Annotated in this window: 18 protein-coding genes; 5 read left to right on the top strand and 13 right to left on the bottom strand. The window is 44.9% G+C overall.

Annotated elements, in window-relative coordinates:
• Positions 1–34: 34 nt before the first annotated feature.
• The 12 genes from M1K58_RS12945 to M1K58_RS13000 form a co-directional block, all read right to left on the bottom strand.
• The gene (locus M1K58_RS12945) at positions 35–1,300 is read right to left on the bottom strand and encodes an MFS transporter (protein WP_256759275.1); all 1,266 of its coding nucleotides are present in this window, start codon (positions 1,298–1,300) and stop codon (positions 35–37) included.
• Between the two features lie 170 nt (positions 1,301–1,470).
• Positions 1,471–2,082 carry a flavin reductase family protein gene (locus M1K58_RS12950; RefSeq protein ID WP_256759664.1) on the bottom strand — a complete coding sequence of 204 codons (612 nt, stop codon included), beginning with the start codon at positions 2,080–2,082 and terminating at the stop codon, positions 1,471–1,473.
• Entirely contained in the window at positions 2,079–2,690 is a 612-nt protein-coding gene (locus M1K58_RS12955) for an alpha/beta hydrolase (RefSeq protein ID WP_256759276.1), read from the bottom strand. The genes M1K58_RS12950 and M1K58_RS12955 overlap by 4 nt, the downstream gene beginning before the upstream one ends.
• The gene (locus M1K58_RS12960; protein ID WP_256759277.1) at positions 2,687–3,637 is read right to left on the bottom strand and encodes a ring-cleaving dioxygenase; all 951 of its coding nucleotides are present in this window, start codon (positions 3,635–3,637) and stop codon (positions 2,687–2,689) included. The genes M1K58_RS12955 and M1K58_RS12960 overlap by 4 nt, the downstream gene beginning before the upstream one ends.
• A 451-nt stretch (positions 3,638–4,088) precedes the next feature.
• A complete protein-coding gene (locus M1K58_RS12965) occupies positions 4,089–4,532 on the bottom strand; it encodes a MarR family winged helix-turn-helix transcriptional regulator (protein ID WP_256759278.1) in 444 nt (147 codons plus the stop codon).
• A 199-nt stretch (positions 4,533–4,731) separates the two neighbouring features.
• Entirely contained in the window at positions 4,732–6,099 is a 1,368-nt protein-coding gene (locus M1K58_RS12970) for an alpha-L-fucosidase (RefSeq protein WP_256759279.1), read from the bottom strand.
• Positions 6,100–6,117: 18 nt separating this feature from the next.
• Positions 6,118–7,800, bottom strand: coding sequence for an extracellular solute-binding protein (locus M1K58_RS12975; RefSeq protein ID WP_256759280.1), 1,683 nt, complete (start codon positions 7,798–7,800; stop codon positions 6,118–6,120).
• A 16-nt stretch (positions 7,801–7,816) separates the two neighbouring features.
• Positions 7,817–8,716: a carbohydrate ABC transporter permease gene (locus tag M1K58_RS12980; RefSeq protein ID WP_256759281.1), complete on the bottom strand. Its 900-nt coding sequence runs from the start codon at positions 8,714–8,716 to the stop codon at positions 7,817–7,819.
• A gap of 12 nt (positions 8,717–8,728) precedes the next feature.
• Positions 8,729–9,706, bottom strand: a complete 978-nt coding sequence (locus M1K58_RS12985) for an ABC transporter permease (RefSeq protein ID WP_256759282.1) — start codon at positions 9,704–9,706, stop codon at positions 8,729–8,731.
• A gap of 281 nt (positions 9,707–9,987) precedes the next feature.
• The gene (locus M1K58_RS12990; protein ID WP_256759283.1) at positions 9,988–12,300 is read right to left on the bottom strand and encodes an AraC family transcriptional regulator; all 2,313 of its coding nucleotides are present in this window, start codon (positions 12,298–12,300) and stop codon (positions 9,988–9,990) included.
• A 271-nt stretch (positions 12,301–12,571) separates the two neighbouring features.
• Positions 12,572–13,027 carry a Dps family protein gene (locus M1K58_RS12995; protein ID WP_256759284.1) on the bottom strand — a complete coding sequence of 152 codons (456 nt, stop codon included), beginning with the start codon at positions 13,025–13,027 and terminating at the stop codon, positions 12,572–12,574.
• A gap of 122 nt (positions 13,028–13,149) precedes the next feature.
• Positions 13,150–14,535 (bottom strand): MATE family efflux transporter, encoded by a 1,386-nt coding sequence (locus tag M1K58_RS13000; RefSeq protein WP_256759285.1) that lies wholly within the window; start codon positions 14,533–14,535, stop codon positions 13,150–13,152.
• A 152-nt stretch (positions 14,536–14,687) separates the two neighbouring features.
• On the opposite strand from M1K58_RS13000, the gene M1K58_RS13005 reads away from it, so the two are divergent.
• The 5 genes from M1K58_RS13005 (at position 14,688) to M1K58_RS13025 (ending at position 19,845) form a co-directional block, all read left to right on the top strand.
• Positions 14,688–15,569: an AraC family transcriptional regulator gene (locus M1K58_RS13005; protein ID WP_256759286.1), complete on the top strand. Its 882-nt coding sequence runs from the start codon at positions 14,688–14,690 to the stop codon at positions 15,567–15,569.
• Positions 15,570–15,737: 168 nt separating this feature from the next.
• Positions 15,738–17,258 carry a spore germination protein gene (locus tag M1K58_RS13010; RefSeq protein ID WP_256759287.1) on the top strand — a complete coding sequence of 507 codons (1,521 nt, stop codon included), beginning with the start codon at positions 15,738–15,740 and terminating at the stop codon, positions 17,256–17,258.
• A gap of 27 nt (positions 17,259–17,285) precedes the next feature.
• Positions 17,286–18,491, top strand: coding sequence for a Ger(x)C family spore germination protein (locus M1K58_RS13015; RefSeq protein WP_256759288.1), 1,206 nt, complete (start codon positions 17,286–17,288; stop codon positions 18,489–18,491).
• 6 nt (positions 18,492–18,497) lie between these two features.
• Complete coding sequence (locus M1K58_RS13020) at positions 18,498–18,731, top strand: hypothetical protein (protein ID WP_256759289.1); 234 nt, start codon at positions 18,498–18,500, stop codon at positions 18,729–18,731.
• 13 nt (positions 18,732–18,744) lie between these two features.
• On the top strand, positions 18,745–19,845 hold the full coding sequence (locus tag M1K58_RS13025) for a GerAB/ArcD/ProY family transporter (protein WP_256759290.1): 1,101 nt from the start codon (positions 18,745–18,747) through the stop codon (positions 19,843–19,845).
• Here the strand turns inward: M1K58_RS13025 and M1K58_RS13030 are convergent.
• Positions 19,842–20,330: a hypothetical protein gene (locus M1K58_RS13030; RefSeq protein ID WP_256759291.1), complete on the bottom strand. Its 489-nt coding sequence runs from the start codon at positions 20,328–20,330 to the stop codon at positions 19,842–19,844. The genes M1K58_RS13025 and M1K58_RS13030 overlap by 4 nt on opposite strands.
• Between the last annotated feature and the right edge of the window lie 225 nt (positions 20,331–20,555).

The raw sequence follows: 20,555 nt of genomic DNA on the forward strand, positions 1-20,555 counted from the left end.
CCTATTTATGAAACCTTTTGGTTTCCTTTTTGGATTATACGACACCTTTTGGTTTCGCGTCAATTTTGTTCTTCCCCCTTCGTCCTGACACCAGTACGTTGCGCATGAACAACCAGCTAAGTATTGGCGAACTTCCAACTAATAGAAGTAAGCTATTCAGAACGATTGGCGCCCGGCTAATAGATAAGGTAACCATGAATATAGCCATCCCAACAATTCTACCTACATTGAGGGCTAGCTCTCTAGCCACCACGTACTCCACCCGTTGTCGAACACTATTCTCGTCTTGCCCGATTAAGTCGAATACAGCTGAGGTCATCGGTAGCATATAGAGAGGGAAGAACAAAGCAGCACCCACACCGAAAATAAGCAAAGTCGTGAAGCTTATCCCGAAGAAGAAGGGAAGGATGACCATTGTTATTGCAATAACGCCAACCAACATACCTTTATTTCGCCAAGCAGGTTTCAGCCATATACCCGTAGCCAAGAAGCTTATGAAGCCTACGACTGACGTAATTAAAGCATAATTCCCCAGCTTTAATTCACTGCCCGTCTGAACGTAGATGAGCACTCCGATGATCACACCAAAGACACTTTCCCGAACACCCTGCGCGACAAGCGCACCTAATACAGGTCTCCATGCGGTTTTCGGTTTGCCCAAGAGTCGATACGGCAATTTCCAATCGTAATGTCCTTCCGTTCTTCTATTGTGAAGGAAGAAGCTCACCCCAATACCCGCTACGAAAATGACGAACGATAGGATAAAAATAGCTCTGTACCCGCTTTCGCCCGCCATACGAGAGATCAGGAAACCAGAGCACCACGGTATGATCATGCCCACAAGCGAAGCGATCACACCTGCCCAGCCATTATATCGATCACGATTATGAGCATCGGTCACTTCGAAATAGATCACGTTATAGGACAGCCAGAATAATCCCGTCGCGATTCCTTGAACGATACCTAGTACCCAGATCCATTGAAGGGCATGTCCTCCCAGCAACAGAACTAAGGCATAGAATAATGCAGATACCCCAATACCCAACCTTAAATAAATCATTTTATTGCCTTCTTTTACTCCGTTACCCGCTACCCAGAACGTGATCGCCATGAATAGATGGGACAGCAATGTAAACCACCCAATTTGTATATAATCATTACTGGCTTTCCATATGTAAACTCCGAAATACGTGCCTGAGAGCGCGCTTGCCATAATGAAAAGTCCATTAACTGCAAGCAGTAGCCATGTCTGTCGGTCCAAGTGTCCAGGATGATTGATCGACGGTTGCGGTTTAAGCATGTACGCCTCCTCTATCAGGATGGGGTAGGATCAGATTACCGTTATAACCTACCCCAAAGAAGCGTAAAGAAACCTTGCTATAGGAATGAATATTCACAACATGGCGGTGCTCCAAAAAAAGACTGTTCTCATGGCTATCATCAGATAGCTCTAAGAACAGTCTTTGCAGCTTACTTAGGACGTTCAATTTCGAAAATCTCACCTAGTCGCGAATAGGTGTTGCCAGCTAATCGGCTAATCGGATCGAGCTTTCCATGATCAATGTACCCTTGGTTATAAATGGCTTCATCCATATGAAAGTAAACGATTCGTCCGATCAGCAAATCGCATGCCGGTGAACCTTCTTCCCCACCGAGGAGGATCACTTGCTCCAGCACGCATTCCATTCGAACCTTCGCTTCGGCAATACCAGGAATGGCAACCTTCTCGCTCGCAATCGGTGTAAGCTCGGTTAGGGCGACTTCACTTTCCTCAGGCGGGAGATTAGCTGCTGTTTCGTTAATCTGCGCGATGATCGAATGATCTGAGATATGGACAACGAACTCTCCCCTCTCCACTGCATTCCTTGCAGTATCCTTGCGCTCCCCATTCCTTCTCTGTACGGATATAGAGATCATCGGAGGATTAGCTGTGACGATATTGAAATAGCTATAAGGTGCCGCGTTCAAGATTCCGCTCGAAGACAAAGTCGTCACGAACGCGATAGGTCTCGGGATGATGCTCCCGATCATCAGCTTATAGTTATCCCGTTCGCTCTGATCGGCTGGATTAAGGGAGATCACGGCTGCACCTCGAATCGACTTCTGAACCACGCCGCTGCAGCGTCGACTTCCGTTGCGGTCAATCGGTGACCAAATCTTTCCCAATGGACGGTAACATCGGCTCCCGCCTCAGACAACAAAGCCCTAAGGTCTTCCGTCTCTTGTGGCACGCATATCGGATCATTCTCACCCGCGGCGATGAAGATAGGCACTCCCGACAGGTCCGGTAGAGTCACGTCCCTAATCGGAACCATCGGATGGTGGAGGATTGCGGCCTTTAAGGAACCCTCATAGTGGAACAGAATACTCCCCGCAATGTTAGCTCCGTTGGAATAACCAACAGACACGAGATTGTGACGATCAAAGCCGTATTCCTTCGAAGCCTGCTCTAAGAAATCGTTGAGCTCTTTCGTACGGAAGCGCAGATCCTCGATATCAAACACTCCCTCGGCCAGTCTCCGGAAATACCGTGGCATGCCATTCTCCAGCACATTTCCTCTAATGCTCAGAACCGAGGAATCAGGCGATATTATTTCTGCTAGCTGCAGAAGGTCATGCTCCGTACCCCCTGTACCGTGAAGAAGAACGAGTACCGGTGCACTCTTACCTTGCTTGTAAATATGCTTCATTGTTGATCAGCCTCCAATATGCGTACTTGAATAGGTGGAAGTCCCTCTTCGATCTGTGCACGTTGATTCTCGAACCATTCCGGCAGCATCAGCTTCTCGCCCATCGTCTCCGCCGGCTCATCCCGCGCGAATCCCGGTGGATCTGTTGCGATCTCAAACAATATTCCACCCTCCTCACGAAAATACAAAGCATTAAAATATTGACGGTCAATGAGGGGCGTCGGCTGAAATCCACTTTCCAGCACGAGATTTCTCCATCTCGCATGATCCTCATCGTCTTGCGCACGCCAAGCAATATGATGGACAGTTCCCGCTCCGCCAACACCTGGGGCCATCGGTTCCACGTTCACATCGATAATGTTTCCTAAATCTCCAGTCGCTTTGAACCGAACAAAGTCACCCTCCTGAGCAATTTTCTCAAGACCTAACACCTGTTCAAGCGTCGTAGCCGTCCTAGCTGGAGCCGTGCTGAATAGAACGGCACCTCCGAAGCCTTTAATCGCTTTATCTACGGGAACACCACCAAATGTCCATTGGCTTGCAGGTCCTTCATCGCGCTCAACGATCTCAATCCGCAAACCATCCGGGTCGGCAAGCTGCACAAGCTCCTCGCCGAATCTCGTCGTTAGCGTTATCGGAATATTCATTTTCGTGAAGCGTGCTTTCCAGAAGTCGAGACTTCCCAACGGTACAACGTAGGAGGTGATTCCCACTTGTCCTCCCCCGATGCGACCTTGGCGTGAATGAGCCCAAGGGAAAAATGTAATAATGGTACCTGGGCTCCCCGCATCATTGCCGAAATACAAGTGATACACCTCTGGCGCATCGAAATTAATCGTTTTTTTCACAAGTCGCAATCCTAACACTCCCGAATAGAAATCAACGGTTGCCTGCGCTCCTCTTACAAATGCCGTCACATGATGAATACCTGTTGTTTGCTGTCTCATATCGTTTACCCCCTCCAAAATAAGTGCATAACTTTAAGAATCTTCAATTAAAGATATTATATCAAACAAGAAATGGTTTAATTCTTGAAAGAAGGGGCTGTCCCAAAGGTGAAAACTTTGGAGCAGCTTCTATTTTTTACAACGCATGACGTGAAATAAGCTTTATAAAACCGTAAGAAAAACGGAGCTAACACAAGCCTGCTATCACCAAGAACATAGACTTACTTATGGACATACAATCCCTTATTTGTACAAATCCCCTCTATTTTCGATAGATGCGGACATATGTTCCGTTATTTGCTTTAAATCATAGAATTAAGGGGTTATTCCCCCTATATAACGGCTCTCATGTCCGCTTCACTCCTAAAACCCTATTGAAATTTCAAATAACGGATCTGATGTCCGATCAGACTTTTGAGACACCCTCTTAAGACACCCTCTTAAAGCCTTCCTACTTAAAGCTTTCTTCCGCATGCTTACCTAGCTTCTTAAGGAGCTCGCTAACCACTTTCTTCTCATCGTCGTTCAACACGTCTAATACCTGATGGATGACTTGAGCATGTTGCGGGAATGTATCCTCGATGAATTGTTTGCCTGCATCTGTAATCTCCGCATAAACGAGGCGTCTATCCTCTGTGCAAGCCCTCCGCTGTACGAAATGCTTCTTCTCAAGCTTATCAACAACGTAAGTAATGTTGCCGCTGCTCATGAGCACCTTGCCTCCAATTTGCTGGAGTGGCTGCGATCCCTTATGATATAGCAGCTCTAGCACACCAAATTCCGTCCGATTCAACCCGTGCTGCTTAATATCCCGGTCTGCGTGTGCATTGGTCCATTGGAGTGCTCTATTTAAGGCAATGAAAAGGTCCAGTGAAAGCTCGTGATTTTCAGCCATCTAGCAACCCTCCCCCTCTAATCATTAGACTTACTTTCCTCAGTGCTAATATCTTAAATTTAAGATAATACAATTTGAAGAGAATGTCAACATCTATCGCTCGTTATTCTGTAAACTAGAACAATCGCCCACCCCCATTACAGGAGTAGGCGATTATATTTTGTACCCATTAATACTTGCTTAAGCATAGAAGACCAGCTTATCGTTCTTTACCATCCGCAAATACCGAGGTACCCCGTTGCTCACGAGCCCAAGCCGCAACCCGTGCAGGGTCACCTTCCCAAAGTCTTTCTTTGCCCCATTGGTTTGCTGCTGGTTTGCTCTCACATTCAACTCGAATGACTGGGAATAGTCTTGTAGGAGCTTCCCTCGGTAAGCCTTTAATCAAGAGCTCTTCACCGTTTTGTTCAAAATCGAGCTGCGTGCCCGTCGTTAACAACGTTACGCACTTCACACGAGTGGTCAGATCCGCAAGCCGCATGACCGGACGACCATCCCAGAATCGGATGATCAAATAAAGATTGTTTCCACGTGTCGTCTGACGACCCCTTGTAATAAACTCCGTCACAGAGCCTCCATCGGAGCCATAGATCGCTTCGCCGTGCACTTCTAGCCATCGCCCGATCTCCATTGCGCGCTGTACGAATTCCGGCGGCAATTGGCCATCCGCTGTTGGTCCAACATTCAACAGCAAATTCCCACCATGCTCGCCGCCCTTCTCCGCACTTTCACAGAGCATGTCCAGCAAGTAATCCGCAGGACGCCAGCGTTCGCCAGTCACATGGCTCCATAGCCGCCAGGTTGTGACCTGACAAGATTCCCAAAGACGGTTCTGATCTACAGAGATCAAGTGCTCCGGTGTACCAAAGTCGCCAAGTGTATCGGAATCACCCGCGCCGATTCCTCCATCTGCTAGAACGCCATCATGCTCAACGGAATAACCAAGGCGATTGTTAATCATGATGCCCGGCTGTAGCTTACGCATCTCTTCAACGAGCTTCACACTATCTAGATCGTCAGCATCACGCGGCCAAACTCCGTCGAAAAAGAAATGATCGATTTGTCCGTAATTCGTAAGGAGCTCCTTGACCTGGTTATGCAAATAGGTTTTCACCTTTGCCCAACCCTCTGGGTCCTTCTCAGGACCATCGAAATAAGCAGGCAGTCTCCAGTCAATCCATGAATAATATAGACCTACACGCAGTCCTGCCTTACGGAAAGCATCTACATACTCACGGACAAAGTCCCTTTTTGGAGCCTGCTGGGCACTAGAATAGTCGGTATAGGCACTATCCCACATACAATAGCCATCATGATGCCGCGTTGTGAAGCATGCATACTTAAATCCAGCGTTCTTAGCGGTTTGAGCCCACAACTCCGGATCGTAGTGCTCCGGATTCCAATCACAAGCTTGCTTAGCATACTCTCCGTGATCCAAGTGCTCGCGAAACAGAACCTGCTCCCCACGAGCATACTGGGCATAAGGGCCCCAATGAATAAACATGCCGTATCGACTCTCCGTAAACCACTTCCACTTATCAGGTACAGTAAACATTTTTGTTGTCATTGTCGTTTCCCCCTCCCCTTATTGGGCTGCTGCAGCTTTACGCACTTCGTAAGCTTCTTGATAGATTTCGAGATAACGAGCCAAGTTCATACCCTCTAATGTTGAAATATATTTGTCCCATTCCTTATCTAATCTCGCATCTCCGATGATGAATCGAGCCATCATTTCATTCGTGTAATCGTAGATTGTTTTGGATAGATCTGCGACTTCTTGAGATTGATCTACAGTCAGGCTAAGTGGTGGCAAAATATTCTTGATATCTGCCCGGAATGGAGCGTATTTGTTCTTCGTTTCGTTATAAAGCATCGCTTCAAGCGGATTTTCAGGATCAGCTACTGCTCCTAGACGTAGTGAGTTCGGGCGATAAGTGATTCCTGTTTGCGACCAATGCTTGTTCTGAGTTACTCCGAAATGCGACATGTCCTTGTACACAGCTTGATTACCATCAAGTCCGATGTCTCCCGTTTCCGCCCATTTCCAATCCACACCTAGCTCACCGACTGTAGAACGCAACGTGGTCTCACGATCATACAATGCATCTGCGAATCGGAATGCCGCTTCTGGATTTTTAGCTTTATTCGTAATAACGAATTTACCTGGCGCAACTTGATAAGGATCATATTGAGCTAGCTGTACTCCACCCGGTCCTTTCAAAGGCGGAACCGCAACATAATCCTTCCATCTTCCGCTAGCTCCGAACAATTGGGAAACCACGCTCATATTAGGGCCAGAAGCTGCACCAAGAATGGCAACATCCGGATTCTCACCAAGCTGTACAAGCTGTGCCGCATCACGTGTTAACGCTTGAGGATCCATTAAGCCTTCTGAATACAGCTTGTTCAAGAAAGCAAGACCTTCCTTCCAGCCATCTTGAACGAACGGAACAGTAACCTTGTCCTCATCATTGATATACATACGGTTGTACGGTGCATACGTAAATGCATTCATAAGGAAATTCTCGACACTTGTTGTTACCAATGAGGTTTGGGAAATTTGTGGAGCGCCCGAGAATGGGATTTCATCTGCTTTGCCATTTTTATTAGGATCCTTGGTTTTGAACGCTTTCAATACTTCATAGAATTGTTCTGTCGTCTCCGGCATTTCTAGACCAAGCTCCTTAAGCCATGGCTCATAGATCCACAACTTCTGACGACTCGAGCAGTGATAGCACTCATTCGGTGCAGGAAGAGCGTAAATATTTCCGTCCGCCGACATAATGGTTGGTTTAATGAGCGGGCTTTCCTCGAACATTTTCTTCGTGTTAACTCCGTATTTCTCAATGTAATCATTTAACGGTAGGATTACGCCTTGTTGGCCATACAGCGCTTGTTGCTCTGGCGTCACATCCATAGACATGATCACATCGGGCAATTCTCCACTTGCCAGTGCAAGGTTTAACTTTTCCGTTACCATGCTGATCGGAACGATTTCCCACTCCACATGAATGTTCGTTTTTTCCTCAAAATACTTCGTAAACTCGTTCGTTTTGAAATCCTCAACAGCTGTGTTTGCACCAGTCATGACACGAAGAGTAATCTTCTCATCTACGATCGGGAATGTTCCCGCTTCTGTAACTTTAGAACTTGCACCTGCTCCAGTTGAAGAAGCACCGTTATTATTCTCGTCATTGCCGCACGCCGACAGAACGCCAACTAGCATAGCGCTAGCCAATCCTATTGATACGATTCTCTTGATGTTCATATTTAATCGTCTCCTCTTATCCTTTAAGTGAGCCTACCATAACACCTTTAACTAGGTATTTCTGTACGAACGGGTAGAACAACATGAGTGGAACGGTAGAAATAACAATCAATGAATACTTCAACAATGTCTTTAATGCCTCGCGTTTAGCTGCATCCGCAGGATCTCCCGAGAGCATGGAAACATCGACATCGTTCTTGACGAGAATATCCTTCAGTACAAGCTGGAGGGGATAGAGATCTTGAGACTTCAAGTAAATCATCGCGTTAAAATATTGATTCCAATTGGCTGCTGCATAGTAAAGTGTAATAACCGCCAGAATCGGCCCCGATAACCGGATGACAATTTTCCATACGAATTGATAATCGTTACAGCCATCAAGCTGAGCAGCCTCCAGCAGTTCATCAGGAATGGACATTTGAAAATAAGTTCTGGCGATAATGACGTTCCACACCGTTAGTGCTCCGGGAATAATAATCGCCCATATCGAATCAAGCATACCCACATTTTTGACGAGCAAGTAGTTTGGAATGAGACCGCCAGTGAACATTGTCGTGAACATGAATAGCATCATAAATACGTTTTTTCCAAACAAGTCCTTCCGCGATAAGGGGTAAGCCGCAAGCACCGTCATAAAAATGTTTACTGCCGTACCGGTTACCGTGTAGATCAATGAATTCTTGAAGCCGACCCACACTTGGCTATAGTCGAATACTGCCGCATATCCATCTAGCGTCGGACGAACTGGCCATAACCACACTTCACCGGAAACAACCGCCTGAGAGTCACTAAAAGAAGCGCTAACAATGTAGACAATCGGATAGAGAACGCTTACAAACAGAATGGAGATAATCAAGGCGTTTATAATCGTAAACATCTTGTCCGTTATCGATTCATTACGAAACGTAACATTCATATATTCACCCCTTTACCACAAGCTTGTCTGCCTAGTTTTTTGCGCGAGTTTATTAATACTCAACAACAGTACCAGGTTAATAACGGATTTGAATATTCCAATTGCCGTCGAATACGAGTAGTTAGCTACTTGCGCGGTCAAACCTACCTTGTATACATACGTATCAATGATTTCGGATGTCTTTACGTTAATTGGATTTTGAAGCAATAGCACCTTTTCGAAACCAAGATCCAGAATGTGTCCGGTATTCAGGATGAGTAGGATAATAGCCATAGGCATGATTCCAGGTAAATCGATGTGCCACATTCGGCGGAACTTACTTGCTCCATCTACGACCGCTGCTTCATGCAGCGAAGGATCAATAGCGGCTAATGCGGCAATAAAAATAATACAGTTAAAGCCCACATGCTGCCACACATCAGACCATACATAGATAGAGGAAAACATAGACATTTCGCCCATGAAGTTAATCGGTTCGAATCCAAAAAAGCCAATAATCTTGTTCACAATCCCGATTCTTGGATCCAGTAGCTCCTTAATGATCCCGACAATAACGACGATAGAAATAAAATGCGGTGCATACGTAACCATTTGAATGACTTTTTTGAAAAACCGATTACGTAAATAATTAAGTCCAAGCGCCAACATAATCGGAAATGGAAAGCTAGCAACCAAATTATAAAAGCTGAGAAATAGCGTGTTTTTAAGAATACGCCAAAAATCATAAGAATGAATAAATCTCTCGAAGTTTTTTAACCCTACCCAATCACTGCCCCATATTCCCTTCGTCACAACAAAATTCTTGAAAGCAATCTGTGCCCCATACATAGGGACGTACTTAAAAATGATTAAGTATAGTAATGGGAGCGCTAACAAAACATAAAGTTGTTTGCTATTTATTAATTTCTTAATTGTAGGAGAACGTTTGGCAGGTGGGTGGGTTACACCTATTTTATTATTGATGCCGGGATTGATATTTGACGTGCTCATTCCTCTTCTCACCTCCCTTAGTAGTTGTCCGTCACAGCCAGGCAAGAGCAATAGCCTTGTGGTCTATGTCGTAATCACAGCATAGGATTGGTGGGCAACAAGTGTAAATTGTATGATGACCTTCTACTTTGCAATTGATTAGAAAACGCACTTTACATCTGCTTTTCTCTTATACATTTCGTTAGAAATAGCGATTTTTCCATCATAATTCGGAAATAAAAAGGTCAGGAATAATTATTCCTGACCTTCGCTATCCAAGCCTTCGTCCGACGTAAAATGGATTACCCCATTTCCTTGTGAGCCGATTCACGGAAGGACGTTGCACTAACTCCGCTTCCACGCTTAAATGCTCTGCTGAAAGTACTGGCGGATTGATAACCGACTCTTTCTGCAATCTCACCAATAGGTAGAGAAGTGCTCGCCAGCATATGCTTAGCTTTGTCCATTCGCAAGTTCTCTAGATAATCAGAGATGTTAGCACCCATTTGTTCTTTAAAGAACTGTGAGACATACCCTTTCGAAATATGCATGTGGTCTGCCACCATTTCCAGACTCATGCTAGGCTGCCCATATTGGTCCTGCAAATAAGCAACAATATCTTCAATCAACCTAACATTACGGCTTTTCTTACGTTTGTCGATCTCCGTACAGATGAATAGAAACTTCTCAACAGCTCTATTGTAGATTCGCTTCGGATCCTCCGTTGCGTTTAACTGCTGAAGCAATGGCTTGATGTCATCCTGATTTGGCAGCATAAGCTGATCCATTATTTTGACCAGACAACTGACAATCTCGTAAAAGAAGAGCTGTTGCATCGCTAGCGGGAGCCGTCGTTCTTGATAATTCTCATAGTACAGAGATTGCAGAAGTGTTTGAACCTCTTCCACTTCTCCAGCCTTTGTGTAATTGATAAGGCGATTTTCTATGTCTCCGGGAAAATAGAAGCCGGCGTTTGTATGAGACAAATCGCTAAACCATATGGCTTGCCCTTCTTCATTATAGTTAATAGAAGATAAGGATTGTCGCGCCTCTTCGAAGGAACCTGTTACATCTAACAAAGAAGTACGAAAACCACCGATCGCAAAATGTAGCTTGATCTCCATATGCTTATGAATACTAGCTGCTATATTCGTTAAATCCATTTCTATCCGCTGTCTGAACAAGTCGTTATCGCCATTGTAGTCCATGAACAGTAAGGCAATCTTGTCTTCTGCAATATTGTGAATAAAACGATTGTCTTCCATGGCGCCCCTTACAGCTTCATGGATCAATACCCTTTCAATATCCAGTTTGTGAAGATCATCCTCATTAAAGCCATAACCGTCTCCAAGAAAATGAATTATGCCAACTGCATACCCAACGCCTTGAATCTCAACGTGTTGGTGCTTTAATAAGGAATTAATTTCGTTCAGAGTGAGGAAATCACCCTTAAGTAGTCGTCCCATGAATGATTCCCACAGCAACGGGGCTTGCCTCTCTACTGCGTCCTGAAGGACATTATTATTATCAATAAGCAGATCCAAGGAGTTATGGATGAAGCCATACATATCCTTCAGACGCTTCGATTCTCCCCCACTCGTCCTCCTCGTCAATTTAGAGGCAATCATAACTAGGGGCTTACCACTTCGCGTTGCAAATAAATAAGCCATTACGATCCCAAGAACGAGAAATATTAATAAGATGATGATAGTCGTCTGTTTGATTGACATGACCTTGCCCAGTACAACATGAGGCGGCTGTGCTACGACATACGACCACCCATTATAGGATGATGTGGTATACGTAATCATCATGCCATTCGTTGAAGAGCTAGCTTCGATGATGCCAGAGTTGGCAGGATAGGCAGCGATATCCAAGTTAGGCGCAGCTCCGTCTTCCGACAATGAGCTGACTAAACGCCCCTTATTATCTACAATGTACGCCCAGCCTCCATCTGTTACATCAATCCCGCTAAGCAGATTTTCTAGGTTCTGATTGTCCACTAGAATAATAAGGGCACCTTGAATACGATTCGGATAACCGAGGGACTGAACATAAGTAAGTACTTCATGAGACTTACCTTCATATTTCGTTGCCCCCGCCATCATCAATTCTTGATTGCGATAAGTGTGGAACAAATCGTTACTCCACGTCTTATAGTCCATATCGGCATAGGAAAGCACATCTCGATAAAATGTAGGCAGTTCATAGGTAGACTTGGTAGATAGCGCTAGCTCGCTATTCTTAAAGACGACATAATAATCAAGGACAAAATTATTAGAAGCATTATACGAGTACAAGCTTTTCTGCGTCTCAATGACCTTATATGTTGTTGTCCGATCGAACGGATTATGCACGAGCTGAAAGCTTTGCAGCATTGGATTGTCAGACAGCTGCGTAGAAATTCGGTTAATTTCCGAGAAACGGCTATCCATTGTATCCTTAACCTGATCTAACAATTGCATATTATTGCGCGTGACTTCACCCTTAACAAGATTATACGTTTGATTATAAATCAACCATCCGAGGAACATAGCAAATAGCATAAATAAGAGATAGGGGACCATCAAACGAACAAACAGCTGTTGTTGTGCCAAACGTTTCTCTAGTTGCATTCTCTACTGTCGCTCCTTCTTCAGCACTAACGAGGGTAAACCTATACACATTGTAAGCGCACACATTCCCTTTATCAAGACTCTCACCGAAGGTGCCTACGGTATAAGTAGCTATTATGGGACTTTAGTGGGGATTGTAAATGTCCTCCAGCAAGCATAAAAGGGTGGTGCAGGAATAACCCTGCACCACCCTTTTATAGCTTCTTATACCCTCGCATTTTGCAAGGGATTCTCTTATCCCGCTCATTGTCGTTGTTGGTTCACTTAGTCGTTATTGCCCAATGAACGCATTCAGCATCCAGACATGCTTTTCTAATCCAGTTTTGATCCCCAGTAGAAGATCAGCTGTGTCCTCATCATCGCAAGAATCCGCGATTTTGATCCCTTGTCGTAACTCCCCGATCAATTGACCATAATCGCTCGCAATAGCCTTCGTCATTTGCTCTGCTGTTTCTCCCCCAACGGCTTCACTCACGGAAGCGATTCGAAGCGTGTCTGTTAACGTGGCTACCGGCTTGCCCCCAACAGCAAGCAGTCTTTCTGCCAATACATCGATATGTGTAGCCGCTTCTGTATACAACTCTTCAAATTTCACATGTAACGTGAAAAATTGAGGACCCTTCACATACCAATGGAAGTTGTGTAGCTTCATGTGCAATAAGTTCCAATTGGCAATCTGCTGATTGAGTACAGCGCTCATTGTAATTGTATTTGTGTTATTGGTCATCTGAATTCCTCCCGGTTTTTTAATTTATACTTAATCTAAATATAAATTAATAATAACACGGGGGAATGGGATCTTCATGAAATTCATATGAAGGTTTGATGAAGATTAGATGAAGCCCCGATTTAATGAGCCGCAATTATAGGCAGATCAGCTTCCTTCACCTTATGAGATCGCACTTCATCTGCTTTACGCAAATATTTCTGCCCCCTCCACCTTTGAAGGACAAGCAACCCACGTACTAACTCATCCGCTATCATGCAGCAGTAAATCCCAATTAATCCCCAACCCGCATGAATACCAAACCAATAAGAACAGCCAGTCGCGATAATCGACATAGATGCTAGCGCTGTCACCATCGTATACCGAGTATCTCCAACCGCATTAAGTGCGTTATTGAGTGCCATGTTGAGCACTTTGGCTGGCTGAAGGATGAGATTGAGCACGAGCAACGATTGTCCAAGCGAGAGAATGACCGGATCTGTCGTAAACAAGCCCAGTAAATGCTTCCCTAATAGAAATAACAGCACCGCATTCGCCGTTACGACGCCCAGACTGATGTAGAGCGCCCGGAAAGCACTTCGGTAAGCTTCTTTCGTCTTAGCTGCACCGTAAAGATGAGCAACCTGGATTTGAATGGCTAATGCAAAAGCATACCCCAGCATGAAACAGAACGACTCCATCGTGTTCATATAGGTCCGCGCTGCCAACTCCTTCGCCCCAAGCATGGCGAGGAACGTATATATCGCGAGCTGCGAGCAAACCCAACCGGACATATTCATCCCAAGCGGCCACCCAATCTTAATAATTTCCTTGAACAGCTTGGGATTGAAGATTCGTAAATCTGCAAGCTGAATTTTACGCTCGAAGGAATGGATGAATACATAGAACAACAGGACTACCGCGAGGATCCGACTGATATTACCGGATACTGCAACACCGTACAATCCCCATTCTGGGAATCCAAACATTCCGAATATAAGCACATAGTTCATCGCGATATGGATGACATTCATCCCAATCCCAATATACATAGGAGCTTTAGTATTGCCGGTATTACGAATCACTGTGCTAAGCGCAGCAATCAGCGCTGCTAGGAACATTCCGCCGCCGAAATAAGACACGTACACATCCCATAACGGAAGTAAGTCATCCGATAGATGGAGCATCCTCGCTAATGCACGAGGCTGAGTAAACAGCAAAATACTAATCCCAATTCCAATCACCATGCTGACGGTTACACCCATGATGGCGATTGTGCGAGCATCCTCGCCGCGCTTAGCACCAATTCTCTGGGCGATAAGAATACCCGCTCCACTGGCTATCGTCATAAACAATGTTGTCATCGCTCCGAACAGCTGTCCGGCTAGTCCAACAACAGCTACCGCATCATCTGAAATTCGACTAACCATAATCGTATCCACAGTTCCAAGTAACGTCTGTAGAAACACCTCAATAAATATGGGCCATGTTAATGTCCACAACCCATATCTGTTATAAACCTTTTTCATAATTCCAACTCCTAGTACGCAGGCTACAAAAGCGATAGATTTCAGTTATACAGGATATCCATAACAAATTATAGTAGGATTACAGATAAACATGTGTCATTATACAAACCAAAAGCTTCACTATACCAACCTCAATTAGGGAGTGGCTTCCTTTGCACATACTTGAATTTACAGTACCCCCGCTTCTTCATTACATCACAAGTGGTCATACCAAATTCACCGTAGGAGACCGCCATGTCAGCCGACGCAATATTAGAGTGTTTGATTTATTAGTTGTACAACGTGGCTGCCTATATATTGGGGAGGAGACTGATCTCTTTGAGGTGTCCGCAGGAAACGCACTCATTCTCCGTCCGGATTGCTACCACTATTCAACAGATAGCTGCAGGGAGCCAACAGAATACTATTGGCTTCACTTTCAGACTACGGGAAGCTGGATCACTACGAATAGCGCCCCCACTAGCCGTCAGCCTCAGCCTTATGATTCACTGACAGAATCCCAGCTCTTCGATGCGAGGACTTTTCCGTTCAGACTTCCCCAATATACTAAGCTCGCTCAACCCGGTAAGCTTGAGCAAGTATTGGATCAGATCATCGCAATGGGCCCCGAAGCCCATTTAAGCGCCTCCCAGTTCAAACAGCAAATCCTGTTTCAAGAAATGCTTCGACAGTTGTCCTCCAGTATCGAGACTGATCGTTCTACACCCGCGACAGCTTGCGCCGAACAAGCTGCTGCTTATTTGCGAAGCCATTATCGCGAAGAAATAACTGCCCAAGCTTTAGGTGAGGCCCTTAATTTCCACCCCATTTACATTGCACGCTGCATGAACAAGGAATACGGTCATTCCCCGACGGATTATCTTCTGCGATATCGAATCGAACAAAGCAAGCTGCTTCTGATGCAAACTGATTTTACAATTGCCCGAATCGCAGAAGAAGTTGGCTTCAATCAAGCTCCCTATTTCAGTTCCTGCTTCCTGAGAATGGAAGGCATATCCCCTCGCAAATATCGCCAGCGTTTTTCTCAAGGATAAAAGATGTATAGGTAACCCATATAAACCGGCGGAGTCCCTCTTCCGGTTTATATGGGTTACCTTTAATATGAAATTTCTTCGTTAATGTGACAAAATTCGTGTCTACAAAAACAGGAAGGGGAAATACTTGGTATGTAATACAAACAAGATGAGTGAGGATGACATGTGATGAAATCCAAGGATCAACGTTCAAATAAGCCCTTGGAATTGAATCTCCAGACAAACATTAGCTATATCCGTGAAATCCTCGGGAATAGTAGCGATATCGTTATTCGAGAAATTCGTATTGGTAACAATGTCGATGTTGGAATTATTTTTACAGATGGACTGGTCGATTCCGCAGCGATCAGTAAATTTATTATGGAAACGCTAATGATGGATTTCCCACAGGTCGAATCACAGGATCTGGATCTACTTCCTCTATTGAAGAACAAGGTACTCACTGTTGGGGGCATTAAGTATGTAGCTGAATTCGATGCCGTATTTGACGCGATATTATCGGGCGATGCCATTGTTCTATTCGACGGATATTCGCAAGGCTTTAACATTTGCGTGAGAGGGTGGGAAACCCGCAGTGTAACGGAAGCGACAACGGAGACGATCATCCGTGGCCCAAAGGAAAGCTTTAATGAAAACCTTCGCACCAACACAGCGATGGTTCGGAGAAGAATTAAAGATCCTCGCCTATGGATGGAGAGCAGACAAATCGGCACCCTCACTAAAACCAATGTAGAAATTATGTTCATTAATGGAATTGCGGATGACAAAGTCGTGGATGAATTGCGTAAACGTCTCGATCGCATCAATATTGATGGCATCCTCGAAAGTGGATATATCGAGCAAATGATTCAAGATGAAACATTAACTCCATTTCCGACCATCTATAACACCGAACGTCCAGATGTTGTCGCTGCCGATCTAATGGAGGGGCGAATTGCTATCTTCGTGGATGGAACCCCATTCGTTCTCCTCCTTCCGGTTGTATTCATACAATTTTTCCAGGCGGCAGAAGATTACTATCAACGATCGGACATTGGTACACTCCTGCGAATCCTACGTTTTATTTGTTTTTTTATCGCGCTTGCAGGTCCGTCCCTGTATATCGCCATTACAACGTTCCATCAAGAAATGATTCCTACAGATATGCTGATCAATCTAATGGCACAGCGTGAAGGCGTTCCGTTCCCCGCATTCGTAGAAGCGTTCCTCATGGAGGTTACCTTCGAGATTTTACGTGAAGCCGGAATTCGAATGCCTCGGGCTATCGGGCAAGCCGTCTCTATTGTCGGAACCTTGGTCGTTGGAACGGCGGCAGTAGATGCTGGTATGGTATCTGCTGCGATGGTCATCGTTGTCTCGATTACAGCCATATCTAATTTCGTGTTTCCTTCGACCAATATGGCCATTCCCATCCGAATTCTTCGTTTTCCATTAATGGCTCTTGCTGCCTCTTTCGGATTGCTGGGTATTTTTGTAGGTGTGATCGCTCTGCTCCTTCATTTATGTAGCTTACGTTCATTCGGTGTTCCTTATATGAGTCCAATGTCTCCGCTTAGCCTAGGTGACCTGAAGGATACACTCATTCGGGTGCCAACTTGGGCTATGTCTAAGCGTCCCCATTTCATCGGTCAGAAGAACAACATTCGTGCACGGACGCCCAAACCGAAGCCACCTAAATCAAGGGAATAGCTTCCTTAGTATGAGGAGGGGTACTCATTGAACAATCGGATATTTGTATCGATTATCTTAATCTCCTTCTCTCTGCTCCTCACTAGCTGCTGGAGCCGCAAGGAGCTGAATGACATGGCTATTGCTTCAGCAATTGGGATTGATAAATCGGGTAAGCAGTACCGAGTTTCCGTACAAATTGTCGTTCCGAGTGAGGTCGCTGCGAAGCAGGGCGGTGGCTACGAAACTCCTATAACTCTATACACAACAACAGCCAAGACCATATTTGAAGCCGTGCGGAAAATGACCACCCTAGCTCCTCGCAAAGTGTATCTCGCCCAGCTCCGTGTCGTGGTGTTCGGTGAAGCGATAGCAAGGGAGGGGATTGGACCGGCACTTGATTATTTAGCTAGAGATCACGAAATTCGCGAGGAAGACCTATACACACTTATTGCCAAAGGGAATACTGCTGAGGATACCTTAAAGGTATTAACTCGTCTAACTAAAATTCCAGCCGTTAAAATGTTCGGAAGCCTTAAAACACTAAATAGATATTGGGCTCCAACATCCGTCGTCCAATTGAGTGATGTCATGTTTGATCTGATCACCGAGAATAAGCATCTCGCCATCGCGGGGATTCAAATCGTCGGGGTTAAGGAGCAAGGGGATACGAAGAAGAACGTCGAGGCCGTGGACCCTGCTACGTATTTGCAGTTTGCAGACACCGCCGTCTTTCATGATGACAAGTTAATCGGATGGTTAAACGAGTCGGAAAGTAAAGGATACAACTATATCACCGACCACGTAAACAAAACGGCAGGCCATGGTACTTGTCCCAATGGGGGGGGCACCTTTGCTATCGATGTCATCCGCACTAAAACGAAGGTCACTGGATCTATTGAAGACGGAAAACCACGAATTGATGTGGCGGTACATGCGGAGGGAAACATAGCCGATATTGAATGCGACATCGATCTCACTCAACCCAAATCCATAGAGCAATTGCAAAAAGAAGCTGGAGATAAGGTGTCTGAGGTCATCAAAAAAGCACTCAATAAAATACAGCATGAGTACAAGAGTGATGTTTTTGGATTTGGAGAAGTTCTTCACCGAGACACTCCACGCGCTTGGAAAAAAATCAAGAAAAATTGGAACGATATATTTCCCACTGTTTCCGTGAACGTAAATTCGGATTTTAAGATTCGAAATATAGGAACGATGGGCAATTCGGTGTATCAGCCATCAGAGGAGTAAAGACGTATGTTCCCTATTCTAGGAATCATTGCAGCCGCGGCCGTGATCACCGCCATTGATATGCCCACCCTGTGGCGTAAAAAGTATGTGAAGGAGATGTGGGTCTTCTCCATTCTACTCCTCATCGGAACCGGATTAAGCATCGCATGGGTATTGCATGTAAAGCTACCAAGCCCTTTAAGCTTATTGGCGATAATCTATCATCCGTTTAACGATTTTGTAACACGACTTCTAACGTAAATGAGGGAACACAATGCCTAGCACCGCCAAAATTAGTCCGCGCCAACTGACCATTCTGGCTGCAATTATTACGGTTGGGGACTCCATTCTGATCCTGCCGTCAATTCCCACCTATGAAGCCAAGATGGATGCATGGATTTCTGCAATGATTGGCTTAGCCGTAGGTTTGCTGGTCATCCAATTGTTCGTAACGGCTGGAAAGCTGAATCCCAAATTAACGTTGGTTGAGTTAAACGAGCACATTTTCGGCAAATGGTTCGGAACGACGATTTCCCTGTTATTTCTAGCCTACGGATTACTTTCAATCAGCGCGCACTTAAGAGAGATTGGGGATTTTTCCGTGTCCCAGACGATGCCGGATACCCCAATAGAAGCCATTCATATTTTACTGCTTTTCATCATGATTTTAGCCGTCCGGCTGGGTCTTGAAACCTTTACTCGCTTAGCAGAAATTATTTTCCCATGGTTCATCTTGTTCTTTCTTATCTTCACTATCTCGTTACTCCCCGCAATCGACATTAACAAAATACAACCTGTCTTCGACAATGGGATTAAACCTATCCTGCGCGGCTCCATCTCTTCTATTGCTTTCCCGTTCATGGAATTGGTTGTCCTAATGATGATATTTCCGAATGTGAACAATGCGAGTCAAATCAGGAGAAGCATGTCCATAGGAGCACTGATCGGAGGCATCATCCTATTCATCATCATTACCTTAACCATTCTCGTCGTGGGAGCTGAACCTGCATCTAGGAGCATGTATCCGAGTTATGATTTAGCGAAGCGAATAAACATAGGGGAGTTTTTTCAAAGAATCGAAGTGGCATTGGCTCTTGTCTGGGTGTTAACCACGTACTTCAAGCTTACCGTATATTTATATGTCTTTTCTCGAGGGTTGGCACAGATCCTTAGACTTAAGGATTACAGAATGCTCTTGCTGCCAACAGGAATGATCATCGTTGTTCTTACTCTCGCAGTCGCCCCTAACATCTCCTTTTATAATGATTATACAGATAAATACTGGCCCTTTCTGGATACGACTTTCAGTGTCTTCTTGCCTTTGTTGCTACTAGCTGGATATGCCGTTCGGAAAAAAATGAAATCCTCGCACTAATAATTAACCTCACACTGAGAGCCTAATGGGATGATCTCTGATAAGTATCTGCGGATAAGCTCCTTCTCTATTTCTGTCAGAATAGTTGTCGTGTGCACATTAAAATAAAGGGTGCCCGTATTAAAGTCGTATCTGCTAAAAGCCATCCCTCCACTGTCGAGCATCGTATTAATGACAGAAACGACCCCGTATTGATCCAAATCCCTCGTCATTGCCGTCTGGACAATGGCTTCCGGTAGCTCGTGCACTTGTGGAATCCGATCCTCTCTAATCATGGAGTATGCTTTGATCTGATAACAGACATAGGGAGGCAAATAACCGGAAGCAAACCGTTTCAGCGCATCGATCTCCGTATCCGGCAGCTCCAGGTTATCGTTCCAGGCGTATAAAGTCGCTCTGTTTTTCCCACTTGTATGCACTCTTACATATCTCAGCTGTGGATTATATTTCTTAATTAAATGCTCTGATAGCAACCGCGTCCCCATCGCTCTCACCTCCATTTTTTTAAGAAAAATATGATTGCGCTTACATTTGCGGAGTCACCTTATATTCTACTCGCACGATATCACTTTCAGACTACACCCAGTAGGATTTCAGATTCATATTGTATAATGCATTGGGCATTATGATGCTTTTTTATTTGTGTTCCTTACATATCCATACCGGAAACGGGCTTTTTTTGATATGATCAGTAAACGTTTACAGTGTAT

It is taken from the genome of Cohnella sp. WQ 127256 (genome assembly GCF_024519285.1).
In the GTDB taxonomy this organism is placed as follows: Bacteria; Bacillota; Bacilli; order Paenibacillales; family Paenibacillaceae; genus Cohnella.

Bases quoted from the DNA above. Each gene is read 5' to 3' on its own strand.
- M1K58_RS12945 (WP_256759275.1), bottom strand. From the start codon at position 1,300: ATGCTTAAACCGCAACCGTCGATCAATCATCCTGGACACTTGGACCGA.
- M1K58_RS12955 (WP_256759276.1), bottom strand. From the start codon at position 2,690: ATGAAGCATATTTACAAGCAAGGTAAGAGTGCACCGGTACTCGTTCTT.
- M1K58_RS12960 (WP_256759277.1), bottom strand. From the start codon at position 3,637: ATGAGACAGCAAACAACAGGTATTCATCATGTGACGGCATTTGTAAGA.
- M1K58_RS12965 (WP_256759278.1), bottom strand. From the start codon at position 4,532: ATGGCTGAAAATCACGAGCTTTCACTGGACCTTTTCATTGCCTTAAAT.
- M1K58_RS12970 (WP_256759279.1), bottom strand. From the start codon at position 6,099: ATGACAACAAAAATGTTTACTGTACCTGATAAGTGGAAGTGGTTTACG.
- M1K58_RS12975 (WP_256759280.1), bottom strand. From the start codon at position 7,800: ATGAACATCAAGAGAATCGTATCAATAGGATTGGCTAGCGCTATGCTA.
- M1K58_RS12980 (WP_256759281.1), bottom strand. From the start codon at position 8,716: ATGAATGTTACGTTTCGTAATGAATCGATAACGGACAAGATGTTTACG.
- M1K58_RS12985 (WP_256759282.1), bottom strand. From the start codon at position 9,706: ATGAGCACGTCAAATATCAATCCCGGCATCAATAATAAAATAGGTGTA.
- M1K58_RS12990 (WP_256759283.1), bottom strand. From the start codon at position 12,300: ATGCAACTAGAGAAACGTTTGGCACAACAACAGCTGTTTGTTCGTTTG.
- M1K58_RS12995 (WP_256759284.1), bottom strand. From the start codon at position 13,027: ATGACCAATAACACAAATACAATTACAATGAGCGCTGTACTCAATCAG.
- M1K58_RS13000 (WP_256759285.1), bottom strand. From the start codon at position 14,535: ATGAAAAAGGTTTATAACAGATATGGGTTGTGGACATTAACATGGCCC.
- M1K58_RS13010 (WP_256759287.1), top strand. From the start codon at position 15,738: ATGAAATCCAAGGATCAACGTTCAAATAAGCCCTTGGAATTGAATCTC.
- M1K58_RS13020 (WP_256759289.1), top strand. From the start codon at position 18,498: ATGTTCCCTATTCTAGGAATCATTGCAGCCGCGGCCGTGATCACCGCC.
- M1K58_RS13025 (WP_256759290.1), top strand. From the start codon at position 18,745: ATGCCTAGCACCGCCAAAATTAGTCCGCGCCAACTGACCATTCTGGCT.
- M1K58_RS13030 (WP_256759291.1), bottom strand. From the start codon at position 20,330: ATGGGGACGCGGTTGCTATCAGAGCATTTAATTAAGAAATATAATCCA.